Consider the following 23,404-nt stretch of genomic DNA (forward strand, 5'->3'; position numbering starts at 1 on the left):
GGCAATGGCTGAAAATCAATACTACGGCACTGGTCGCCGCAAAAGCTCCGCCGCTCGCGTCTTCATCAAGCCGGGCAACGGTAACATCGTTATCAACCAGCGCAGCCTGGAACAGTACTTCGGTCGCGAAACTGCCCGCATGGTAGTTCGTCAGCCGCTGGAGCTGGTCGACATGGTTGGCAAACTGGACCTGTACATCACCGTTAAAGGTGGTGGTATCTCCGGTCAAGCTGGCGCTATCCGTCACGGTATCACCCGTGCACTGATGGAGTACGATGAGACTCTGCGTTCTGAACTGCGTAAAGCTGGCTTCGTCACCCGTGACGCTCGTCAGGTTGAACGTAAGAAAGTCGGCCTGCGTAAAGCACGTCGTCGTCCGCAGTTCTCCAAGCGTTAATTTTCGCTGCTTCGGCAGTGCGATTTACGCAAAAAACCCGGTGCTTCACCGGGTTTTTTTATGCCTGAAATCCGTCGTCCCCGACTAAAATCTGTGGCATATCAGACAATTCAACATGAATTCACCGCACCGTCCCCACAAAACAAGCAAAATCTGGTAAACTATCACCCACTTTTGCGCCTGTTCGCCGTGCAGTTGACCTCCTGGGCCGGTTTTTCATGGGCTCGGGTCGCGCTGCGTGCTGCCGGCCTGCGGCAAGATTATTCAGGATAGCAGCCTGTCAGTTGGCTATTCGCAGTATTTTCTAGATAACTTGGAGGTTTTCATGGCTGTCGCTGCCAACAAACGTTCGGTAATGACGCTGTTCTCTGGCCCGACCGACATTTTTAGCCATCAAGTACGTATCGTACTGGCGGAGAAAGGTGTCAGCGTCGAGATCGAGCAGGTCGAAATGGATAACCTGCCGCAAGATCTGATTGACCTCAATCCTTACCAGACGGTGCCTACGCTGGTCGATCGCGAACTGACCCTGTATGAATCCCGCATCATCATGGAATACCTGGATGAGCGTTTCCCACACCCGCCGCTGATGCCGGTTTACCCGGTTGCCCGTGGCGAGAGCCGTCTGATGATGCTGCGCATCGAGAAGAACTGGTACTCGCTGATGGACAAGATCGAGAAGAGCAGCGGTCAGGAAGCGGAATCCGCCCGTCGTCAGCTGCGTGAAGAGCTGTTGGCGATCGCGCCTATCTTCGGCCAGACGCCGTATTTCATGAGCGAAGAGTTCAGCCTGGTGGATTGCTACCTGGCACCGCTGTTGTGGCGTCTGCCGCAGCTGGGCATCGAATTGAGCGGCGCCGGCTCTAAAGAGCTGAAAGGCTACATGACCCGCGTCTTCGAACGTGACGCTTTCCTGGCTTCCCTGACCGAAGCCGAGCGTGAAATGCGCCTGCAAACCCGGGGCTAAGCGCGATGGACATGTCTCAGATGACGCCGCGTCGCCCGTATCTGCTGCGGGCGTTCTACGACTGGCTGTTGGATAACCAGCTGACGCCGCACCTGGTGGTCGACGTGACTCGCCCGGATGTTCAGGTGCCGATGGAGTTCGCGCGTGATGGCCAGATCGTGCTGAATATCGCGCCGCGCGCGGTGGGCAACCTGGCGCTTGGCAACGAAGACGTGCAGTTTAACGCACGTTTCGGCGGCGTGCCGCGTCAGGTTTCGGTGCCGATGGCCGCCGTACTGGCGATTTATGCGCGTGAAAACGGCGCCGGCACGATGTTCGAACCGGAAGCCGCCTACGACGAGAGCGAAGGCGTGTTTGAAGGTCTGGACAATGAGACGATCCCTTCGGAAACCTTGATGTCGGTGATCGACGGCGATCGCCCGGATACCGCAGAAGACAACGGTCCGGACGACGAACCGCCACAGCCGCCGCGCGGTGGCCGCCCGGCGCTGCGCGTGGTGAAATAATCCCGCGAGCACAAACGAACAAGCACCCCATGGGGTGCTTTTTTTTTGCCCGGTAGAAGCGGATCAGCCTTTCAAGGCGGCAATGCAGGCATCGCGCGGCGCGCTGAGATCGCCTACGCGCACGGTAGAGAGGGCACGGGTTGCGCGCTGGCGGAAGCTGGTGATGGCGGTGTCGCCTTGCACTTCCGGCGGCGCGGTGCAAATGTCATTGAGTGGCAGATCGTTGCCTTTGTTGAGCGCCTGCAACACCGCCGCCGGATTGTAGATCAGGGCGGCGGAGAGGGCCGATTTGATGCCGGCGGTAAAGCCGGGATTGCCGCCGCCGGCCAGCTTGGGGGCCAGGGCAATCCAGCTGTCGTCCCCCAGCCGGATGCTGTTTTCCACGGCGTTAAACTGCCCGGCCTTGCCCAACTGAGCCACGACCGGCCGCGCGCCGCGCGCTTCGATATTGTAACCGACCTCCTGCGAATCCGGCGCCATGGCTGAAGCGCTGAAACTGACGGCCAGCAGTGCGCCGGCCAACAGGGAAATGGAGCATTTCATGTTCGCTATCCTTATCTCGGTATCAGGCGCAGCCGCGCCCCGCAATGGTGCTAACTCAATACTATAGCGTGTTGAAGCGGTGAGGTGGGGGGAGGTTGTTACAAAGCGTGGCAGGCTAAAAACAAAGGCCCGGCAATGTGTCGGGCCTTTGGTGGTACGGGAGGTTTACACTTCCAGGTAGTTCATGATGCCGTCTGCCGCCTTGCGGCCTTCGGCGATCGCCGTCACCACCAGGTCGGAACCGCGCACCGCGTCGCCGCCGGCGAAGATTTTCGGATTGCTGGTCTGGAATGCGTTGTCGCTGCCTTCCGGTGCCAGGATGCGGCCCTGTTTATCGAGCTGCACGTCGTGCGCCGCCAGCCAGTCCATACGGTGTGGGCGGAAGCCGAACGCCATCACCACCGCGTCGGCGTCGATCACGTGTTCGGAACCCGGCACCTGCTCCGCCGCCTGACGGCCGTTGGCATCCGGTGCGCCCAGCTGAGTGCGCACCATTTTCACCCCGGCCACGCGGCCGGCGCTGTTCAGCTCGATGCTCAGCGGCTGCAGGTTAAACTGGAAGTCCACCCCTTCTTCCCGCGCGTTCTTCACTTCGCGTTTGGAACCCGGCATGTTGGCTTCGTCGCGGCGGTAGGCGCAGACGACCTGCGTCGCGCCCTGACGCACCGAGGTGCGCACGCAGTCCATGGCGGTATCGCCGCCGCCCAGCACCACCACCCGCTTACCTTCCATGCTGACGTAAGGCTCGTGCTGCTCGGTTTCATACCCCATCAGCTGCTTGGTGTTGGCGATCAGGAACGGCAGCGCGTCGTACACGCCCTGCGCCTCCTCGTTCTCCAGGCCGCCGCGCATCGACTGATAGGTGCCGACGCCGAGGAACACCGCATCGTACTCGCTCAGCAAGGTCTCCATGCTGATGTCTTTGCCCACTTCGGTGTTCAGCTGGAACTCGATGCCCATCTCGCTGAAAATGCCCCGGCGTTTGACCATCACTTCCTTTTCCAGCTTGAAGGCCGGGATACCGAAGGTCAGCAGGCCGCCGATTTCAGGATGACGGTCATACACCACCGCCTTGACGCCGTTGCGGGTCAGCACGTCGGCGCAGGCCAGCCCGGCAGGACCGGCACCGACGATCGCCACGCGCTTACCGGTCGGCTGCACGTGCGACATGTCCGGCTTCCAGCCCATTTCGATGGCCTTATCGCTGATGTAGCGCTCGATATTGCCGATGGTGACCGCACCGAACTCGTCGTTCAGGGTGCAAGAGCCTTCGCACAGGCGATCCTGCGGGCATACGCGGCCGCACACTTCCGGCAGGCTGTTGGTCTGATGCGCCAGGTCCGCCGCTTCCATGATGCGGCCTTCGTTGGCCAGCTTCAGCCAGTTCGGGATGTAGTTGTGCACCGGGCACTTCCACTCGCAATACGGGTTGCCACATGACAGACAGCGGTCCGCCTGGGCCTTGGCCTGGGTTTCCGAAAACGGCTCGTAGATCTCGACGAACTCGATTTTGCGGATCTTCAGCGGTTTCTTTGGCGGATCAACACGCTGCAGGTCGATAAATTGGTAAACGTTCTGGCTCATTAATGACCTACCTCTTACTGCGCCTGCACCCGCAGCTCGGCTGCGGAACGGCTACGGTGACCCAACAGCGCTTTGACATCGCTGGACTTCGGTTTGACCAGGGCGAACTTCGGCGCCCATTCCGGCCAGTTGGCCAGGATCTCTTCCGCGCGGGAAGAGCCGGTCGCCTGCACGTGTTCGGTGATCAGGCCGCGCAGGTGCTCCTCATGGATCGCCAGCTGATCGACATCCAGCACTTCCACCAGCTCCGGGTTCACGCGCTTGCGGAACTCGCCGTCTTCGTCCAGCACGTAGGCGAAGCCGCCGGTCATGCCCGCACCGAAGTTGATGCCGGTTTTACCCAGCACGCAGACGATGCCGCCGGTCATGTATTCGCAGCCGTTGTCACCGATGCCTTCCACCACGGTGATGGCGCCGGAGTTGCGCACCGCGAAGCGTTCGCCCGCGCGGCCGGCGGCGAACAGCTTGCCGCCGGTGGCACCGTACAGGCAGGTGTTGCCGACGATGCTGGCTTCATGGCTGCGGAAGGCGGAGCCGATCGGCGGACGCACCGCGATGCTGCCGCCGGCCATGCCTTTGCCGACATAGTCATTGGCGTCGCCGGTCAGGGTCAGCTCGACGCCGCCGGCGTTCCAGACGCCGAAACTCTGCCCGGCGGTGCCGGAGAAGTGCGCCTTGATCGGATCGGCCGCCATGCCCTGATCGCCGTGCACGTCGGCGATAGCGCCGGACAGCATGGCGCCCACGGAGCGGTCGGTGTTGCGAATGTCGAAGTAGAAGGTTTTACCCTGCTTCGCTTCGATGTACGGCTGCGCCTGCGCCAGCAGCTCTTTGTTCAGCAGGCCCTTGTCGAACGCCGGGTTGCTGCTTTCGGTGCAGTACACCGCTTTGCCCGGATGCGGCATGGCGGTTTTCAGCAGCGGCGACAGATCCAGCTTGTTCTGCTTGGCGGAGATGCCGTCCAGCTCGGTCAGGAACTCGGTGCGGCCGATCAGATCCACCAGTTGGCTCACGCCCAGTTGGGCCATGATCTCGCGGGTTTCACGCGCGATAAACTGGAAGTAATTCGTCACGCGTTCCGGCAGGCCGTGGTAGTGATCGCGGCGCAGCTTGTCGTCCTGAGTCGCGACGCCGGTCGCGCAGTTGTTGAGGTGGCAGATGCGCAGGTATTTGCAGCCCAGTGCCACCATTGGCCCGGTGCCGAAGCCGAAGCTTTCCGCGCCCAGGATCGCCGCTTTGACGATGTCCACGCCGGTTTTCAGGCCGCCGTCCACCTGCAGGCGGATCTTGTGGCGCAGGCCGTTGGCCACCAGCGCCTGCTGGGTTTCCACCAGACCCAGTTCCCACGGACAGCCGGCATATTTCACCGAAGACAGCGGGCTGGCGCCGGTGCCGCCGTCGTAACCGGCGATGGTGATCAGATCGGCATAGGCTTTCGCCACGCCGGTGGCGATGGTGCCGACGCCCGGCTCGGACACCAGTTTCACCGAAATCACCGCCTTCGGGTTGACCTGCTTCAGATCGAAGATCAGCTGTGCCAGATCTTCGATCGAGTAGATGTCGTGGTGCGGCGGCGGGGAGATCAGCGTTACGCCCGGCACCGAATAACGCAATCTGGCGATGTACGGAGTGACTTTGTCACCCGGCAGCTGGCCGCCTTCGCCCGGCTTGGCGCCCTGCGCCACCTTAATCTGGATCACGTCGGCGTTCACCAGGTAGGCCGGCGTCACGCCGAAGCGGCCGGAGGCCACCTGCTTGATGCGCGACACCTTGTTGGTGCGGTAACGCGCCGGATCTTCGCCGCCTTCGCCGGAGTTGGAGAAGCCGCCGAGGCTGTTCATGGCGATCGCCAGCGACTCGTGCGCCTCCGGGCTCAGTGCGCCGATCGACATCGCCGCGGTGTCGAAGCGTTTGAACAGCGACTCCGCCGGTTCGACCTGATCGACCGGGATCGGTTCGCCTTTCGGCGTGATGGCCAGCAGATCGCGCAGCATGGCGACCGGCCGCTCGTTCACCAACTTGGCGTAGGCCTGATAGTCGCTGTATTCGCCGCTGTGCACCGCTTTTTGCAGCGAATTCACCACGTCCGGGTTGTAGGCGTGGTATTCGCCGCCGTGCACGAACTTCAGCAGGCCGCCTTGCTCCAGCGGCTTGCGTTTCAGCCAGGCCCGCTTGGAAAGGTTCTGCAGATCCTGCTGGAAATCGCTGAAGCTGGCGCCGCCGATGCGGCTGACCACGCCCTGGAAGCACAGATCCGCCAGATCGCGGTGCAGGCCGACCGCTTCGAACAGCTTGGAGCAGCGGTAAGAGGCGATGGTCGAGATGCCCATTTTGGACATGATCTTGTACAGGCCTTTGTTGATGCCGTTGCGGTAGTTCAGCATCACGTCGCGGTATTTCTTGTCGATCGCCTGGCTGTCCACCAGCTTGGCCAGGGTTTCATAGGCCAGGTACGGGTAGATGGCGGTCGCGCCGAAGCCGAGCAGCACGGCGAAGTGGTGCGGATCGCGGGCGCTGGCGGTTTCAACGATCAGGTTGGCGTCGCAGCGCAGGCTTTTCTCCACCAGGCGGGTTTGCACGGCGCCAACGGCCATCGGAGCCGGTACCGGCAGGCGGCTGGGCGCGATGGCGCGGTCGGACAGCACCAACAGCACTGCGCCTTCGCGCACCTTACGTTCCGCTTCGTCGCACAGGGCGCGAATGGTCTGCTCCAGATCCTGCTGCTGCGGATCGAAGGTCAGATCGAGGGTCTCGGCGCGATAGTATTCGCCTTCCAGCGTGGTGAGCTGTTTGAAATCGGAGTACAGCAGGATTGGCGATTTGAAGCTCAGACGGTGCGCCTGGCCTTCGGCTTCGCAGAACACGTTCATTTCACGGCCGATGCTGGTGGCCAGCGACATGACGTGCGCTTCGCGCAGCGGATCGATCGGCGGGTTGGTGACCTGCGCGAACTGCTGGCGGAAGTAGTCGTAAACGATGCGCGGCCGGCTGGAGAGCACGGCGAACGGGGTATCGTCGCCCATCGAACCGGTGGCTTCCTGGCCAATCTCGCCCAGCACGCGGATCACCTGATCCAGCTCTTCGCTGCTGTAGCCGAACTGTTTCTGGTAGGTTTCGAGCTGCGCGTCGTCGAGCTCGCGGCTGCCGACCTGATCGTCCGGCAGATCTTCGAACGGCACCAGGCGTTTGACGTTTTTCTCCATCCACTCTTTATACGGATGGCGGCTTTTCAGATCGTTGTCGGTTTCTGCCGAGTGCAGAATGCGGCCGCTGCGGGTGTCGATCACCATCAGCTCGCCGGGGCCGACGCGGCCTTTTTCCACCACTTCATCCGGCTGGTAATCCCAGATGCCGACTTCGGAGGCGCAGGTGATCAGCTTGTCTTTGGTGATCACGTAGCGCGCCGGGCGCAGGCCGTTGCGATCGAGGTTACAGGCGGCGTAGCGGCCGTCGGACATCACGATGCCGGCCGGGCCGTCCCACGGCTCCATGTGCATCGAGTTGAAGTCGAAGAAGGCGCGCAGATCGCCATCCATGTCCGGGTTGTTCTGCCAGGCCGGCGGCACCAGCAGACGCATGGCGCGAATGAGATCCATCCCGCCCGCCAACAGCAGCTCCAGCATGTTGTCCAGCGAGCTGGAGTCGGAGCCGGTTTCGTTGACGAACGGCGCGGCGGCCTGCAGATCCGGGATCAGCGGCGTTTGGAATTTGTAGGTACGGGCACGCGCCCACTGGCGGTTGCCGGTGATGGTGTTGATTTCGCCGTTGTGCGCCAGGTAGCGGAACGGCTGAGCCAGCGGCCAGCGCGGCACGGTGTTGGTGGAGAAGCGCTGGTGGAACAGGCAAATGGCCGATTCCAGGCGCAGGTCCGCCAGATCGAGATAGAAGCGCGGCAGATCCGCAGGCATGCACAGGCCTTTATAGATCGTCACCAGGTTGGAGAAGCTGCAGACGTAGAAACTGTTGTCCTGCACGCGTTTCTCGATGCGGCGGCGCGCCACGAACAGGCGGCGTTCCATATCGCGCGGGCGCCAGCCGGCCGGGGCGTTAACGAAGATTTGCTCGATGCGTGGCAGGGAGGAGAGGGCGATTTCACCCAGCACGTCCGGGTTGGTCGGCACTTCACGCCAGCCGACGATCGACAGCGTTTCGTTTTGCAGCTCTTCTTCCACGATGCGGCGGCTGAGGCGCGCTTCCTCTTCATTCTGGCTGAGGAACATCATGCCGACGGCGTAGTTCTTGGCCAAACGCCAGCCGCGCTCTTCCGCCACCATGCGGAAGAAGCGATCGGGTTTTTGCAGCAACAGGCCGCAGCCGTCGCCGGTCTTGCCGTCGGCCAGGATCGCGCCGCGGTGCTGCATGCGGGCCAGCGCGTGAATGGCGGTGCGCACCACCTTGTGGCTAGGTTCGCCTTCTATGTGGGCGATCAGGCCGAAACCACAGTTGTCCCTCTCTTGGGATTTATCGTACAACATATCGTGAACCTCCCCAGGCTCTGCGTGACTCTCACAACCTACTGCGAGGGGGCTTCCCAATTTCAGGCAGAAGTCCAATCAGCAAGTTAACCCCGCCAATCTGCTTTTCCGCCCTCCATCAATGGCCTCTCGTGACGGTCTCACAAGTGGTATAGGACTTGTTTTAAGAGGGAGTCTTCAATTACTGCATAAATATGACGAGACGTTTGCCCGTCCAGAAAGCTTCCAGCGGACTTCCAACTTAGCGAGAAAGAATTCGCAGGTCAAATGTGGGCTTAAGATAGATTCTTATCGAATTGATGATGTTTATTTATTTGAAATATAAAGAATTTAATGCATTTTTGCACTGTCATGGGGCAACGCCGATCCCCACAGAAGTGTGAGCTGTCTCACTATAGTGCAACCCCTTAATCTCTGCACCATGCTAGTGCGAGGGGTAATGGCAGAATTTTATTCTATAAGATATTTCTTTGTTGATGTTTGTCACTGTTTTTCACCGCATTGTCATATTGCCGTTAACGGTTGCGCGACGATTAGAATAATTCATCAGAATTATAGTGAATTGATTTGCGTTTATGATGAATAGTTATGCCTGGTGGCGCCTTGCGGGGAAAGCGTTGATCTCTGTCATCGCGGGAAAAGCCGTTTCTTATTAGCATCGCGGCTTTGAACACAGAGAATCACCAAGATTATGCAGTTGCCGCAATTAGTCAATATGTTTGGCGCAGATCTCCAGCGCCGCTATGGCGAAAAGATCCATAAACTCACGCTGCACGGCGGATTCAGCTGCCCTAACCGCGACGGTACGTTGGGGCGCGGCGGCTGTACGTTCTGCAACGTCGCTTCGTTCGCCGATGAGGCGATGCAGCGGCAGAGCATCGCCGAACAGCTGGCGCAGCAGGCCGCACGGGTCAACCGGGCGCGGCGCTATCTGGCCTATTTCCAGGCCTATACCAGCACCTATGCGGAGGTCGAACTGCTGGCCTCGATGTATCGGCAGGCGTTGGCGCAGAGCGAGATGGTCGGCCTGTGCGTCGGCACCCGGCCGGACTGCGTGCCGCCCGCCGCATTGGATCTGCTGACGGGGTACCGTGACGAGGGCTATGAAGTGTGGCTGGAGCTGGGGCTGCAGACGGCGCACGATAAAACACTGAAGCGCATCAACCGCGGCCATGACTTCCGCTGCTATCAACAGACGGCGCAACGGGCCCGACAGCGCGGACTGAAGGTGTGCTGCCATCTGATCGTCGGACTGCCGGGAGAAACCCGGCGCGATCATCTGCTCACGTTGCGGCGGGTGGTGGCGTCCGGCGTGGATGGCATCAAGCTGCATCCGCTGCACGTCGTTACCGGCAGTACCCTGGCCCGCGCGTGGCGCGCCGGGCGTTTGCCCGAACTGGCGCTGGAAGACTACGCCGCCAGCGCCGGGGAGATGATCCGCCACACGCCTGGCGAGGTGGTGTATCACCGCCTGTCCGCCAGCGCCCGCCGGCCCACGTTGCTGGCGCCGCTGTGGTGCGAAAACCGCTGGAGCGGCATGCAGGCGGTGGGCGCTTATCTGCAGCAATACGGCGGGCAGGGCAGCGCGCTGGATGAAAAGCGGCGCTACCGCCCTGGAATGCCGCTCTGAAGTGCAATCTTTGCCACACTTCGGCGTTTGCCGCCTTATCTCACCGCGGTTTTACGGTATGATTCAAAAGATTGTGTCTGATGGGAGCCGCTATGAAGCAAATCCGGGTGTTGGCCCAGTACTACGTCGATTTAATGGTGAAACTGGGGTTGGTGCGCTTCTCGCTGCTGCTGGCCTCGGCGCTGGTGGTGCTGGCGATGGTGGTGCAGATGGCGGTGACCATGCTGCTGCGCGGCGAAGTGGAAAGCATCGACGTGGTGCGTTCGATCTTCTTCGGCCTGTTGATCACCCCGTGGGCGGTCTACTTCCTCTCGGTGGTAGTGGAGCAGCTGGAGGAGTCGCGCCAGCGGCTGGCGCGGCTGGTGGACAAGCTGGAAGAGATGCGCCACCGCGATCTGGAGCTCAATCAGCAGCTCAAAGACAATATCAGCCAGCTGAACCAGGAGATCGCCGATCGCATCAAGGCGGAAGAAGAGCGCCTGCAGGTGATGGAGAAGCTGACGGAAGAGATGGAACAGCGTGAACTGGCGCAGATTGAGCTGGGCCAGCAATCGGCGCTGCTGCGTTCCTTCCTCGATGCCTCGCCGGATCTGGTCTACTACCGCAACGAAGACAAAGAATTTTCCGGCTGCAACCGCGCGATGGAGCTGCTGACCGGCAAGAGTGAGAAGCAGCTGATCGGCCTGACGCCGTTCGACGTCTACGGCCAGGAGATCGCCGAAAAGGTCATTGAGACCGATGAGAAGGTGTTCCGCCACAACGTCTCGCTGACCTACGAACAGTGGCTGGTGTATCCCGACGGCCGCAAGGCCTGTTTCGAGCTGCGCAAGGTCCCGTTTTACGACCGGGTGGGCAAACGCCACGGGCTGATGGGCTTCGGCCGTGATATTACCGAGCGTAAGCGCTACCAGGACGCGCTGGAGAACGCCAGCAGGGAGAAGACTACCTTTATCTCCACGATCAGCCACGAGCTGCGTACGCCGCTTAATGGCATCGTCGGCCTGAGCCGCATTTTGCTCGATACTGAATTGAACGACGAGCAGCTGAAATACCTGAAGACCATTCACGTCAGCGCCATCACCCTTGGCAATATCTTCAACGACATTATCGAAATGGATAAGCTCGAGCGGCGCAAGGTGCAGCTCGACAACCAGCCGGTGGACTTTACCGGCTTCCTGGCGGATCTGGAGAACCTCTCCGGCCTGTTGGCACAGCCGAAAGGGCTGCAGTTCATCATGGAGCCGCAAACGCCGCTGCCGCAGCAGATCGTGACCGACGGTACGCGCCTGCGGCAGATTCTGTGGAACCTGATCGGCAACGCGGTGAAATTCACCCAGCAGGGGCAAATCGTGGTGCGCGTGCGGCGCGAGGCGCAGGAGAAGCTGGTGTTCGAGGTGGAAGACTCGGGCATGGGCATCCCGCAGGACGAGCAGGACAAGATCTTTGCCATGTATTACCAGGTGAAAGATCAGCGCGGCGGCCGCCCGGCCACCGGCACCGGCATCGGGCTGGCGGTCTCCAAGCGACTGGCGCAGAGCATGGGCGGCGACATCACCGTACGCAGCGAACAAGGGCACGGTTCTTGCTTCACCCTGACCATTCAGGCGCCGGCGGTGCAGGAAGCCGCCAGCGCGGCGCCGGAGGAAGAGGAGCTGCCGTTGCCGGCGCTGCACATCCTGCTGGTGGAGGATATCGAGCTGAACGTGATCGTGGCGCGTTCGGTGCTGGAAAAGCTGGGCAACAGCGTCGAGGTGGCGATGAACGGCCACGACGCGCTGGCGATGTTCGACCCGGACGAGTTCGATCTGGTGCTGCTGGACATTCAGCTGCCGGACATGACCGGGCTGGACATCGCCCGGGTACTGCGCGAGCGCTACGCCGGGCAGGCGCTGCCGCCGCTGGTGGCCCTGACCGCCAACGTGCTGAAAGACAAAAAAGAGTACCTCGAGGCGGGCATGGACGATGTGCTGAGCAAGCCGCTGTCGGTGCCGGCGTTGACCCAGGTCATCAAACACTATTGGGATCATCAACCTTCTCACACTTCAAAGAAAACGGAGCACAAGGCGATGCAGATTAATGAGTCGTTACTCGATACCGCGATGCTGGAACAGTACATGGACCTGGTTGGCCCGCAGCTGATCCACCAAAGCCTGGAGATGTTCGAACAGATGATGCCGGGCTATCTGGCGGTGCTGGATTCCAACATGACGGCGCGCGATCAGAAAGGCATCACCGAGGAAGGGCACAAGATCAAGGGTGCCGCCGGTTCGGTCGGTCTCCGTCACCTGCAGCAGCTGGCGCAACAGATTCAAACGCCGACGCTGCCGGCCTGGTGGGATAACGTGCAGGATTGGGTGGATGAGTTGAAGCAAGAGTGGCGCAACGACGTGCAGGTACTGCGGGCTTGGGTAGAGAACGCTGAAAAAAAATGACCCCGACCTAAGCCGGGGTGCGCGAATATTGCGCCAACACCAGGGAAATTGTGAACCTGCGTATTGGTTTCAGTGTTCTGGTCGAGCAGGTTGTAGCGAATTCCTAAACATCATACAGCCAACAACATAGCAAATGTAAGCGCTCTTGTTAGAAGATTCATTAAAATGTGTGATGTAGATTAGTGTTTGTCAACTCCGAGCACGAACCAGTTGACAGCAGCGACAGGAGTAAGAGTGATGAAAAAGGTGGGTGTCGTCCTCAGCGGCAGCGGCGTTTATGACGGTACGGAGATCCATGAAGCGGTGCTGACACTGCTGGCGTTGGACCGTGCCGGCGCGCAGGCGGTGTGCTTTGCGCCTGATAAGCCACAATGCCATGTTATTAATCACTTATCAGGTGAGGAGATGGCGGAATCGCGCAATGTCCTGATTGAATCGGCGCGCATTGCCCGCGGTGCGGTGCAGCCGCTGGCGCTGGCGGAGGCCGCGCAGCTGGATGCGCTGATCGTGCCCGGCGGCTTCGGTGCCGCCAAGAACCTCAGCAATTTCGCCGAAGCCGGCGCGGAATGTTGGGTCGATGAAGATTTGGCGCGTCTGACGCGCGAGATGCATAAGGCCAACAAACCAATTGGCCTGATGTGCATCGCGCCGGCGCTGTTGCCGAAACTGCTGGATCAACAAGCGCGGCTGACCATTGGCAACGATCCGGACCTGGGAGAAGTGATTGACGCCATGGGCGGCGAGCCGGTGATTTGCCCGGTGGACGACATCGTGGTGGACAGCGAGCACAAGATCGTGACCACGCCGGCCTATATGCTGGCGCCGTCGATCGCGCAGGCGGCCCTCGGCATCGATAAGCTGGTGGCGCGGGTGCTGGAACTGGCTGAATGAGAAAATCGCTCGGCGGATGGCGTCGGCTGCGCCCGTGGTATTGGTTGAAGCGCGGCGTCATCGCGATTCTCGGCCTGTGGGTGTTGGGTATTGTGGCCTTCGCCTTCCTGCCGGTGCCGTTTTCCGCCGTGATGGTGGAGCGGCAAGTCAGCGCCTGGCTGAGCGGCGATTTCGGCTACGTCGCCCATTCGGACTGGGTGTCGATGGACGACATCTCGCCGCAAATGGCGCTGGCGGTGATGGCGGCGGAGGATCAGAAGTTTCCAGACCATTGGGGCTTCGACGTGGCGGCCATTGAAAAGGCGCTCAGCCACAACGAGAAGCGCCCGACGCGTATCCGCGGTGCATCCACGCTGTCGCAGCAAACCGCCAAGAACCTGTTTCTGTGGGATGGCCGCAGCTGGCTGCGCAAAGGGCTGGAGGCCGGATTGACGTCGGGCATCGAGCTGGTGTGGACCAAGCGGCGCATTCTGACGGTGTATTTGAACATCGTCGAGTTCGGCGACGGGGTGTTTGGCGTTGAAGAGGCTTCACAACGCTTTTTCCATAAGCCGGCCAAACGGCTCAGCGCGGCGGAAGCGGCGCTGTTGGCGGCGGTATTGCCGAATCCGCATCGCTTCAGGGCCGATGCGCCGTCCGGTTATGTGATACAGCGACAGCAGTGGATCATGCGCCAGATGCGGCAGCTGGGTGGGGAAACGTTTTTAAGCGAGAACAAGCTGGATTAAACGGGCGGGAACGGCACGGCGCCGCTCCCGCCAGAGCGGATTACTTCACATAGGTAAAGGCGGTAGTGACGTGTTTCACGCCGCTGACCTGGCTGGCGATCTGCGCCGCAGACTGCCCTTCCTGCTGCGTGACCAGGCCCAGCAAGAACACTTCGCCATTTTCGGTAGTCACTTTCACGTTGGACGATTTCACCGTATCGCTGGTGAGCAGCTGCGAACGCACTTTGGTGGTGATCCAGGTGTCGGAGGACGCGGTGCTCAGGCTGACCGGCGTGCCCTGACGGATCTCGTTATACACTTCGGTCGTGCCTTCCACGCCCATGGCGATCTGCTTGGCGCGCGCGGTGAGATCGGCGTTAGGCGACTGGCCGGTCAACAGCACCTTGCCCTGATAGGCGGTGGCGACCACCCGGGCATCTTTCTTCAACTGCTGGTCTTTGCTCAGGGCGCTTTCGACCCTGGCTTCCAGCGTGCCGTCATCCACCTGGGTCCCGACGCTGCGCGGGTCGGTGGCGGTTTTGGTCGCGACGGCCGCACTGCCGACGACGACGCCGGCGATACAGCCTTGCAACAGCAGGGCGCTGGACAGCACTGCAAATGTGGCTTTTAGCTTCATCTCAGTTCCTTAATCGTCCTGGTGGGGGAATAACGTATTGTCTATCAGGTCGCACAGGCAGTTTACGGTCAGCATATGCATTTCCTGAATGCGCGAGCTGCGGTGCGACGGGATGCGGATCTCGACATCCTGCTGGCCGAGCAACCCGGCCAGCTCGCCGCCGTCGTAGCCGGTGAGCGCGACGATGGTCATATCGCGCGTGACGGCCGCCTCGACCGCTTTCACAATATCACGGCTGTTGCCGCGGGTGGAAATCGCCAGCAGCACGTCACCGGTGTGCCCGAGTGCGCGCACCTGCTTGGCGTACACTTCGTCGTGCAGCCGATCGTTGCTGATCGCGGTCAGCACCACGTTGTCGGCGTTGAGCGCGATGGCCGGCAGGCTGGGGCGCTCGGTTTCAAAACGGTTGATCATGCTGGCGGCGAAGTGCTGCGCGTTGGCCGCCGAGGTGCCGTTGCCGCAGCACAGGATTTTGTTGCCGTTGAGTAAGGATTGAACCAGCGTCATCGCAGCGCGGGAAATGGCGTCCGGCAATGCTTCCGCCGCCGCGATCTGGGTTTGGATGCTTTCGGTAAAACAGACTTTAATTCTATCCAGCACGTTGTATTAATCCACTAAGTCAAAGGGCCGGTCTGCGCCGCAAAACCCCGATTAATCCGCATTGAAGGCGTTGGGTATCCATTCTAACTGGCTACCGGTAATGGCCAAAACATCAAAACGGCAAGATGATGTGTCAAAACTGGCTCCGCTCCCCGCCAGCCAGACGGCGGCGGCATGCAGCAACCGCTGTTGTTTGCGAAAGGTGACGCTGGCGGCCGCGCCGCCGAAGGCGTCGTTGCGGCGGTAGCGCACTTCGACGAACACCCAGGTGGCGCCGTCGCGCATGATGAGGTCGAGCTCACCGCCGCGCACCGCGACGTTGGCGGCGCAGAAGGTGAGCCCGGCGTGTTCCAGGTGACGGCGGGCCAGTAACTCATAGCCCGCCCCGGAGGCGCGTGGGTTCAAGAGACCGGAACGACCGTACCCTGACGGTATTGTAGCCAAGGCAGCTTGCGGTTGATCACGCAGTTCGGCGACGCGCTCAGCGTACCGGTGGTGCCGGAAACCTGGAAGCCCGGCAGCTGGCGCATTTCAGCAAAGTGGTTGGCCAATGTCCAGGCATCCATCCCCATCGCATACAGGCGCACCAGTGAGTAGTCGTTGCGGAAGCGCGCGCTGGCCTGCTGCAACAGCTGAGGGTTTGAACCGGCCAGCAGCGGGATGTCGCTGAACTGCAGGCCTTCCATTTCCAGACGGAAGTCCGGGCCGGCGCCGGCCTGGTAGCTGCGCGAGCTGGCGTACATCGCCGGCTTGCCGCGCGAGCTGGTGGCCATGTCGATCATCGGTTTGATCAGCGTCAGCTGAGACTGGGTGGCGACGATATACACCGCGTCGACGCTGCCGCCGGTCGCGGCGGGGATGTCGCTCGGCGGTGCCGGAATGGTCAGCCCGGCGATGGTCACGCTCTGCGGCGCCGGGGCGCTCGATATCGGCGTGCCGGTCATGCGGATGCCGCCGCTGTTGACCATCTGGCGCAGTTCGCCGGCGGAGCCGATGTCCTGACGCAGCACAGTTTGCCCGCCTTGCTTCTGCCATTCCTGGTTAAAGGCCTTGGCGACGCGATCGCCGAAGGCGCCGCGCGGCACCAGCAGCAGCGGTTGACGCTTCTGCTGTTCCCAGATGTGGCGTGCGGCGTCGCGCGCTTCATCTTCCGGCGACAGGGCGAAGTAACAGATGTTCAGGTTGTCCTTCGGCGTTTCCGGCTGGTTGAGCGCCAGCACGTTCAGCGTGGTGGTGCTGGCGGACAGCTGATCGACGTTCTCTTTCAGCAGCGGCCCGACCACCAGAGTGGCGCCATCCTGCTGCGCCTGGCTCAGCAAGGCGGCCAGCGGCTGGCTGGTGGTGTCGTACACTTTGACCTGCGCGTTGGCGGCCTGCAGCGGCGTTACCGGCGCGCTGGACGGCGCTGCCGGCTGCGCGGCGGTCACTGCAGGCTGGCTCTCTTGCGCCGAAGGGCTGACCGCGCCGTTGGCGTTGATGTCACCCGCGGCAGCCTGATCGGCCGGCGCCGTTGGGGCCGGCACGCCGGCCGGTTGCGCGGCTTGCGGCTGCGGTGCCGGCATGGAACCGCCGTTTTTCGCCGCTTCGAAACCTTGCTGGATGGCGTCGGCGAACACTTTCGCCTGGCCGTTCAACGGCAGCAGCAGGGCGATTTTCGAGGTGGAGGCCTGGGTGAAGTTCAGCACCTGGTTCAGGCGAGCCGGCAGCGTTTTGGCCGCCGGGTTCTTCGGATAACGGTTCTGCCAGTCTTTGATGCCGGCCTTCAGCAGATCGGGATCCTGCTTGTTGTCCTGATAGACGCGCAGCAGATCCAGCCAGCCTTGCAGCACGTTCTCATCGGCGTTGATCACCAGGCTGTTCATCTCCTGCGGCGTCAGTTGCAGCAGCGCCTGCCAGGTTTGATCCAGATTGTCCTGGTGCGGTTTGCCGGTCAGCAACGGCTCCTGAGCGATATAGGCGCGGATCAATGGCAGCGACGCTTTGCCCTGATTGGCGGCGATCTGCGCCTGGTAGTAGCGCACCTTCTGATTCGGCGACAGCGAACCGCTGTCCAGGTGGCCCAGCGTGCTGCGGGCGCTGACGTAGCTCTTGTTGGCGATCTGCAGTTCGGCGGTCAGCAACTGGCGTTCAGTCTGCTGCGCACCGCTGAGGTTTTTCGGCAGCTGGTTCAACTGGTCGCCGGCCTGCGGCAGTTTTCCTTCACGCAGCAAGGCGCGAATAGCAAGTAATTGCCAGTCAGCCTTGTTATCATCGCTGCTTTGCTGCAACTGCTGCAGGTAGTAATCGGAGCTGGCGCTCGCTTCGTCCTGTATATTGGCGGGCGGCGTTTGCGGAGCCCGACTTGGACAGCCTGCCAGGAAAAGGGCGGCCGCGATGACTGCGGTAAGTCGGACAGGCTTGGAACGCCCTGCTTTGGTACGAACGAATGTTGAGGAAAGCATACTGTATCCAGTGATGTTTTTTTCAAGATGCTCAATATTAAATCGGCAACCCGGATGAAACAATGAATCAACACCAACAATCAGTCATTTCTGCATCAACGCTGTATGTGGTGCCCACTCCAATCGGCAATCTGGGCGATATCACCCACCGCGCGTTAGAGGTACTGAAAAGCGTTGATCTGATCGCGGCGGAAGACACGCGCCATACCGGATTGCTGCTGCAACACTTCGCGATCAACGCGCGTCTGTTCGCGCTGCATGACCACAACGAACAGCAAAAGGCCGATCAACTGCTGGCGAAACTGCAGGAAGGCCAGAGCATCGCGCTGGTGTCCGATGCCGGCACGCCGCTGATCAACGATCCCGGTTACCACCTGGTGCGCCGCTGCCGTGAGGCCGGCATTCGCGTGGTGCCGCTGCCGGGCGCCTGCGCCGCCACTACCGCGCTGTGCGCCGCGGGCGTCGCCTCCGACCGTTTCTGCTATGAAGGCTTCCTGCCGGCGAAAACCAAGGGGCGCAAGGATACGCTGATGGCGCTGGCGGAGGAACCGCGCACGCTGATTTTCTACGAATCCACCCACCGCCTGCTGGAAAGTTTGCAGGACATGGTCACCGTCTGGGGCCCGCAGCGTTATGTGGTGCTGGCGCGCGAGCTGACCAAAACCTGGGAGTCTATCCACGGGGCGCCGGTGGGTGAGCTGCTGGCGTGGGTGCAGGAAGATGAAGTACGCCGCCGCGGTGAGATGGTGCTGATCGTCGAAGGCCACAAGGCGCAGGAGGATGCGTTGCCGCTCGAGGCGCTGCGCACGCTGGCGCTGCTGCAAAAAGAGCTGCCGCTGAAAAAGGCGGCGGCGCTGGCGGCGGAAATCCACGGCGTGAAGAAAAATGCGTTGTATAAGCACGCGCTGGAGCAACAACAGCCGTAAAGCGGTTGACCTGCCGCCGCCGCGACGCTACTATCCGCGCCGGAGTTGACCAGACAGTCGCCGCTTCATTGCCGTCCTCTTCGGGGAGACAGATGGAGGGGAGGAAAGTCCGGGCTCCATAGGGCAGGGTGCCAGGTAACGCCTGGGAGGCGCAAGCCTACGACTAGTGCAACAGAGAGCAAACCGCCGATGGCCCGCGCAAGCGGGATCAGGTAAGGGTGAAAGGGTGCGGTAAGAGCGCACCGCGCGGCTGGCAACAGTTCGTGGCACGGTAAACTCCACCCGGAGCAAGGCCAAATAGGGGTTCACATGGTACGGCCCGTACTGAACCCGGGTAGGCTGCTTGAGCCAGTGAGCGATTGCTGGCCTAGAGGAATGACTGTCCACGACAGAACCCGGCTTACCGGTCAACTCCCTCGACAAAAGAAAACCCCGCGCAACGCCAGTTGCGCGGGGTTTTTCGTTTTCCGGCCGGCTTACACCGGCAGGTCTATCAGCAGCGCGCGCAGCGGCGTCTCGGCGCGGATCGTCAGGCGATTCTCCTCGCGCACGAAGGCGCCGTCGCCGCAGGTCAGACGCTGTTCGTCGTGGCGCTCGCCGGTGGCGGCGATGGTGCCGTGAATCGACTGCAAATAGGCGCGCGGTCCGTTAATCGTCAGCGTGTGTTCTTCGCCCGGCTGCAGATCGAGATGGTGGATCCAGACCTGCTGTCGCAGCTGCAGGCTGCCCTGCGCGCCGTCCGGCGAGGCCAGCAGCAGGTTGCCCGCCGCCGGCAGCGCCAGGCGCTGCACGCGCTCGTTGTTGCGTTCCGGGCAGGCATCCAGCCACAGCTGCAGGCGGGTCAGCGGCGTATCGCTGCTGACGTTCTGTTCGCTGTAGCTCAGGCCTGGCTGGGTGGCCAGCAGCAGCGCTTCGCCGGCTTTGGCGCGCACGGCGTTGCCGTCGCTGTCGCGGTATTCCGCCTCGCCCTGCAGGATCAGGTTCAGGATATCCACGCTGGGATAGGTGCGCGGCTGGAACGATGCGCCCGGCGCCAGCACCTCCTGATTCAGCACCCGCAGCGACGCGTAGCCCATCAGTTTGGGATCGAAGTAGTGACCAAAGGAAAAGGTGTAGCGAGCCTGCAGCCAACCAAAGTCAGCTTGCCCGCATTGTTGTGCTGTTCTGCATGTAATCATGGCAATCGGCTCTCTAAATTCATTATCCAAATGGTAAGCATCTGGACGTCGGATTGTTAGCCAGTTAATCTGGTCGGCATATTCAAATTTCCTGACAGAGGGATGTGATGGCCAGAGATCGGGCGCTCACGCTTGAAGCGCTGAGAGTGATGGACGCGATCGACCGGCGCGGCAGCTTCGCCGCGGCCGCCGACGAATTGGGCCGGGTGCCGTCGGCGCTCAGCTACACCATGCAAAAATTGGAAGAAGAATTGGACGTGGTGCTGTTCGACCGTTCGGGCCACCGCACCAAGTTCACCAATGTGGGGCGGATGTTGCTGGAGCGCGGGCGGGTGTTGCTGGAGGCGGCCGACAAGCTGACCACCGACGCCGAGGCGTTGGCGCGCGGTTGGGAAACTCACCTGACTATCGTCAGCGAAGCGCTGTCGCCGCCGAGCCTGCTGTTCCCGCTGGTGGACAAACTGGCGCTGAAGGCCAACACCCAGGTGTCGATTTTCACCGAGGTGCTGGCGGGCGCCTGGGAACGGCTGGAGCAGGGGCGCGCCGACATCGTGATCGCGCCGGACATGCATTTTCGCGCGTCGTCGGAGATCAACACCCGCAAACTGTACAAGGTGATGAGTGTCTACGTTGCCGCGCCGGATCACCCGATCCACCAGGAGCCGGAGCCATTATCCGAGGTGACCCGCGTGAAGTACCGCGGCATCGCGGTGGCGGATACCGCCCGCGAGCGCCCGGTGTTGACCGTACAGCTGCTGGATAAGCAGCAGCGTCTGACGGTGAGCACCATTGAAGACAAACGTCTGGCGCTGCTGGCCGGGTTGGGGGTGGCGACCATGCCGTACCCGATGGTGGAGAAAGATATCGAAGCCGGACGGCTGCGCGTGGTGGGGCCGGAATACAGCCGCGAAGCTGACATCATCATGGCCTGGCGGCGCGACAGCATGGGGGAGGCGAAAGCCTGGTTCCTGCGCGAAATTCCGCGCCTGTTCGCACAGCGTTAACGTTGGTGGGATGACATCCCCTTGCCGGGCGGCAAGGGGATTTTTTTTGCCTTAGCCGAAGCGCTGGTCGCGGCCGTGCGGCTCGTCCAGATCCTGCGCCGGCCCGATGGAAATGATGCCGTGCGGGTTGATGGTGGCGTGGCTGCGGTAGTAGTGGTTGCGAATGTGCGGCAGGCTGACCGTTTCGGCGATGCCCGGCATCTGGTAGATGTCGCGCAGGAAACCGTACAGGTTCAGATAGTCGCTGATGCGGTGTTTGTCGCACTTGAAGTGGGTGACGTACACCGGATCGAAACGCACCAGCGTGGTCCACAGACGCAGGTCGGCTTCGGTCAGCCGATCGCCGGTCAGGTAGCGATGCTGCCCCAGGATCTGCTCCAGGCGCTCCAGCGCGTTGAAGACCCCATTGACCGCTTCGTCATAGGCTTCCTGGCTGGTGGCGAAACCGGCCTTGTACACGCCGTTGTTCACCTGATCGTAAATCCAACCGTTCAGCTCATCGATCTTGCCGCGCAGCGCGGTCGGGTAGTAGTCCCCCGCCCGAGCGCCCACGCCGTCAAACGCGCTGTTGAACATGCGAATGATATCGGCGGATTCGTTGCTGACGATGGTTTGCCGCTGTTTATCCCACAGTACCGGCACGGTCACGCGCCCGCTGTAGTGCGGATCGGCCCGCAGGTAGATTTGGTACAGGAAGTCGGCGTGATACAGCGGATCGCCGGTGGTTTCAGGAAAATCCTGGCCGAAGGTCCAGCCGTTTTCCAGCATCAGCGGGTGCACTACCGAGACCGGAATGATCTGCTCCAGCCCTTTCAGTTTGCGCATCAGCAGCGTGCGGTGCGCCCAGGGGCAGGCGAGGGAAACGTACAGGTGATAACGGCCCGCTTCGGCCTGGAAGCCGCCCGCGCCGTGTTCGCCCGGCTGACCGTCGGCGGTCACCCAATTGCGAAACTGAGCGGTTGAACGTTTGAAACGGCCGCCGGTAGATTTCGTGTCATACCAGATGTCTTGCCAAACGCCATCGACGAGTTGTCCCATGGGAATCTCCTTGGTGTCCGAGTGAAAAGCGACAGGGCCCGGCATGCCGGGCCCTGAATGACAGTTTAGATTACCATTTCTTGTTCAGAAGACGGTCGATGCTGAAGCCGCCTGGGCCTGCGACCGCCAACACGATGAAGCCGCCGGCGATGGTCAGGTTTTTCATGAACATCAGCTGGTTTACGCCTTCCGCAAAGTCAGTGTGGAACAGCAGCGCGGTCAGAATGGTGAAACCGGCAGTGAACAGCGCCACGGTGCGGGTCAGGAAACCGAACAGGATCGCCAGACCGCCGCCAAATTCCAGCAGGATGGTCAGCGGCAGCAAGAAGCCAGGCACGCCCATCGATTGCATGTACTGTTGGGTACCGGCATAAGCGTCACCCATTTTGCCGTAGCCTGCCACGATAAACAGGATTGGCATCAGAATACGAGCAACCAGCAAACCTGTATCTTCTAATTTTTTCATCATCTACTCCAAAGTGTTTTTGTGCGCCTGTTCGGCGGTAGTCATATCAACGGGCGGTGTAGCGGGTTTCTTACCCTGTCCGCTCCGTCTCGAATTGATGGAGTGAATGTTAAGCGGGAAGTGCTCAGGTTGTTAGCAAGTAAAACTGTCGTAATTTTTCAAAAAATCTGAATCTTTAGCGTGCTAATAAATTGCCGCCAGTCAGCAGGTTGCCCGGCCCTCGGGATAAGCGGCGCTGTTTTAGGGGGAAAACGAGGGCGGAGCAACAGGATGTTTGAAGGAAAAACGTGGGGCTTACTTGGCGGAGAAGGTCTTTTTAAACAGACGGATAGCGCTCCAGGCGCCGAAAGCGCGACGCGACCAGCGAATCATCTTGCTGGGGTGGCGGATGCCGTACAACGCCATGACGCTGGAACCGAGCACCAGATAGCGGCGCAGGCCAAACACCGTCTGCCAGCCGCGGTCGATGCGTTCGGTCTTCTCCAACCACAGAGACTTGTGTTCGGCCAGATCCAAGCGTTGCTGCTGGATCTGGCGAATCAGCCTCTCTTTTTTCCATTCCAGGTAGCGGCGGCGGCTCATGGCTCGCGCTCCAGTTCGGCGCGGTCGAGTTCCAGCTGCTTGCGCGTGGCGCCGAGCAGCGTGGTGCGACGGGCCTTGACCAGCGTCCAGATGGTGCCGACCACGGCCAGGAACAGCAGCACGCCGGTCGTGGCGCCCAGCGCCACCAGCCGGTAGACCGGATCGATGGCCCAGAAGATCAGGATCAGCAGGCTCATCAAACCGAAGGCGGTGAACAGCAGCGTCATACCGGCCATGATCAGCAGCTGAATGAGGTTGGCTTTCTCCTCTTCCAGCTCGACCACCGCCAGCCGGACACGGGTTTCCACCATGCCGACCAGGATCGTGATGATGCGCTGACCGATATCCAGGACCCCTTTAGCGGGGCCCTGCGCGCGCACTTGCGGTTGTTCAGCCATGA

21 protein-coding genes and 1 other RNA gene are annotated in these 23,404 nt (G+C 61.2%); 10 read left to right on the forward strand and 12 right to left on the reverse strand.

Annotated features, from left to right (window positions below):
• Window positions 1-4: 4 nt before the first annotated feature.
• From rpsI to sspB, 3 genes are all read left to right on the forward strand, one after another.
• The gene (gene rpsI / locus FHU12_RS25040) at window positions 5-397 is read left to right on the forward strand and encodes a 30S ribosomal protein S9 (RefSeq protein WP_004937080.1); all 393 of its coding nucleotides are present in this window, start codon (window positions 5-7) and stop codon (window positions 395-397) included.
• Window positions 398-722: 325 nt separating this feature from the next.
• Window positions 723-1,364 (forward strand): stringent starvation protein SspA, encoded by a 642-nt coding sequence (gene sspA, locus FHU12_RS25045; protein WP_025304366.1) that lies wholly within the window; start codon window positions 723-725, stop codon window positions 1,362-1,364.
• A gap of 5 nt (window positions 1,365-1,369) precedes the next feature.
• Window positions 1,370-1,870 (forward strand): ClpXP protease specificity-enhancing factor, encoded by a 501-nt coding sequence (sspB, locus tag FHU12_RS25050; protein WP_004937084.1) that lies wholly within the window; start codon window positions 1,370-1,372, stop codon window positions 1,868-1,870.
• A gap of 63 nt (window positions 1,871-1,933) precedes the next feature.
• Here sspB and FHU12_RS25055 read toward each other — a convergent pair whose 3' ends face one another.
• The 3 genes from FHU12_RS25055 to gltB form a co-directional block, all read right to left on the reverse strand.
• A complete protein-coding gene (locus tag FHU12_RS25055) occupies window positions 1,934-2,413 on the reverse strand; it encodes a hypothetical protein (protein ID WP_141972412.1) in 480 nt (159 codons plus the stop codon).
• Between the two features lie 165 nt (window positions 2,414-2,578).
• Entirely contained in the window at window positions 2,579-3,997 is a 1,419-nt protein-coding gene (locus FHU12_RS25060) for a glutamate synthase small subunit (protein ID WP_141972414.1), read from the reverse strand.
• A 14-nt stretch (window positions 3,998-4,011) separates the two neighbouring features.
• A complete protein-coding gene (gltB, locus tag FHU12_RS25065; protein WP_141972416.1) occupies window positions 4,012-8,472 on the reverse strand; it encodes a glutamate synthase large subunit in 4,461 nt (1,486 codons plus the stop codon).
• A gap of 691 nt (window positions 8,473-9,163) precedes the next feature.
• Between gltB and mnmL the strand changes: the two genes are divergently transcribed.
• The 4 genes from mnmL to mtgA all read left to right on the forward strand — a co-directional run bounded on the left by mnmL (window position 9,164) and on the right by mtgA (window position 14,153).
• A complete protein-coding gene (gene mnmL / locus FHU12_RS25070; RefSeq protein WP_141972418.1) occupies window positions 9,164-10,102 on the forward strand; it encodes a tRNA modification radical SAM protein MnmL/YtqA in 939 nt (312 codons plus the stop codon).
• A gap of 92 nt (window positions 10,103-10,194) precedes the next feature.
• Window positions 10,195-12,534, forward strand: coding sequence for an aerobic respiration two-component sensor histidine kinase ArcB (arcB, locus tag FHU12_RS25075; protein WP_141972420.1), 2,340 nt, complete (start codon window positions 10,195-10,197; stop codon window positions 12,532-12,534).
• A 237-nt stretch (window positions 12,535-12,771) separates the two neighbouring features.
• On the forward strand, window positions 12,772-13,425 hold the full coding sequence (elbB, locus tag FHU12_RS25080) for an isoprenoid biosynthesis glyoxalase ElbB (protein ID WP_060448034.1): 654 nt from the start codon (window positions 12,772-12,774) through the stop codon (window positions 13,423-13,425).
• Window positions 13,422-14,153 (forward strand): monofunctional biosynthetic peptidoglycan transglycosylase, encoded by a 732-nt coding sequence (mtgA, locus tag FHU12_RS25085; protein WP_141972422.1) that lies wholly within the window; start codon window positions 13,422-13,424, stop codon window positions 14,151-14,153. Before elbB ends, mtgA begins: the two co-directional genes overlap by 4 nt.
• A 40-nt stretch (window positions 14,154-14,193) precedes the next feature.
• On the opposite strand, the gene dolP is transcribed toward mtgA, so the two are convergent.
• Genes dolP through FHU12_RS25105 form a run of 4 tightly spaced genes read right to left on the reverse strand, consistent with a single transcriptional unit; the run spans window position 14,194 to window position 17,810 of the window.
• Entirely contained in the window at window positions 14,194-14,769 is a 576-nt protein-coding gene (gene dolP, locus FHU12_RS25090) for a division/outer membrane stress-associated lipid-binding lipoprotein (protein ID WP_004937101.1), read from the reverse strand.
• Window positions 14,770-14,778: 9 nt separating this feature from the next.
• Window positions 14,779-15,369 (reverse strand): DnaA initiator-associating protein DiaA, encoded by a 591-nt coding sequence (gene diaA, locus FHU12_RS25095; protein ID WP_004937103.1) that lies wholly within the window; start codon window positions 15,367-15,369, stop codon window positions 14,779-14,781.
• A gap of 51 nt (window positions 15,370-15,420) precedes the next feature.
• Window positions 15,421-15,774 carry a YraN family protein gene (locus tag FHU12_RS25100; protein WP_141972424.1) on the reverse strand — a complete coding sequence of 118 codons (354 nt, stop codon included), beginning with the start codon at window positions 15,772-15,774 and terminating at the stop codon, window positions 15,421-15,423.
• Window positions 15,771-17,810: a penicillin-binding protein activator gene (locus tag FHU12_RS25105; RefSeq protein WP_141972426.1), complete on the reverse strand. Its 2,040-nt coding sequence runs from the start codon at window positions 17,808-17,810 to the stop codon at window positions 15,771-15,773. Before FHU12_RS25105 ends, FHU12_RS25100 begins: the two co-directional genes overlap by 4 nt.
• A 62-nt stretch (window positions 17,811-17,872) precedes the next feature.
• Between FHU12_RS25105 and rsmI the strand changes: the two genes are divergently transcribed.
• Window positions 17,873-18,736 (forward strand): 16S rRNA (cytidine(1402)-2'-O)-methyltransferase, encoded by an 864-nt coding sequence (gene rsmI / locus FHU12_RS25110; RefSeq protein ID WP_004937108.1) that lies wholly within the window; start codon window positions 17,873-17,875, stop codon window positions 18,734-18,736.
• 41 nt (window positions 18,737-18,777) lie between these two features.
• Window positions 18,778-19,155, forward strand: an RNA gene (gene rnpB / locus FHU12_RS25115) — RNase P RNA component class A.
• Between the two features lie 57 nt (window positions 19,156-19,212).
• On the opposite strand, the gene FHU12_RS25120 is transcribed toward rnpB, so the two are convergent.
• Window positions 19,213-19,914 carry a pirin family protein gene (locus FHU12_RS25120; RefSeq protein WP_141972428.1) on the reverse strand — a complete coding sequence of 234 codons (702 nt, stop codon included), beginning with the start codon at window positions 19,912-19,914 and terminating at the stop codon, window positions 19,213-19,215.
• Between the two features lie 107 nt (window positions 19,915-20,021).
• Between FHU12_RS25120 and FHU12_RS25125 the strand changes: the two genes are divergently transcribed.
• Complete coding sequence (locus tag FHU12_RS25125; RefSeq protein WP_004937113.1) at window positions 20,022-20,918, forward strand: LysR family transcriptional regulator; 897 nt, start codon at window positions 20,022-20,024, stop codon at window positions 20,916-20,918.
• 51 nt (window positions 20,919-20,969) lie between these two features.
• Here the strand turns inward: FHU12_RS25125 and FHU12_RS25130 are convergent, their stop codons facing one another.
• The 4 genes from FHU12_RS25130 to FHU12_RS25145 all read right to left on the reverse strand — a co-directional run bounded on the left by FHU12_RS25130 (window position 20,970) and on the right by FHU12_RS25145 (window position 23,402).
• Window positions 20,970-21,956: a glutathione S-transferase family protein gene (locus FHU12_RS25130; protein WP_141972430.1), complete on the reverse strand. Its 987-nt coding sequence runs from the start codon at window positions 21,954-21,956 to the stop codon at window positions 20,970-20,972.
• A 70-nt stretch (window positions 21,957-22,026) separates the two neighbouring features.
• Window positions 22,027-22,422 (reverse strand): DoxX family protein, encoded by a 396-nt coding sequence (locus FHU12_RS25135; RefSeq protein ID WP_004937119.1) that lies wholly within the window; start codon window positions 22,420-22,422, stop codon window positions 22,027-22,029.
• A gap of 294 nt (window positions 22,423-22,716) precedes the next feature.
• Window positions 22,717-23,004, reverse strand: coding sequence for a YqjK-like family protein (locus FHU12_RS25140; RefSeq protein WP_004937121.1), 288 nt, complete (start codon window positions 23,002-23,004; stop codon window positions 22,717-22,719).
• A complete protein-coding gene (locus tag FHU12_RS25145) occupies window positions 23,001-23,402 on the reverse strand; it encodes a phage holin family protein (protein WP_015379160.1) in 402 nt (133 codons plus the stop codon). The genes FHU12_RS25140 and FHU12_RS25145 overlap by 4 nt, the downstream gene beginning before the upstream one ends.
• Window positions 23,403-23,404 lie beyond the last annotated feature (2 nt).

Origin of the sequence: Serratia marcescens (genome assembly GCF_006715005.1) — a bacterium.
GTDB lineage: Bacteria > Pseudomonadota > Gammaproteobacteria > Enterobacterales > Enterobacteriaceae > Serratia > Serratia montpellierensis.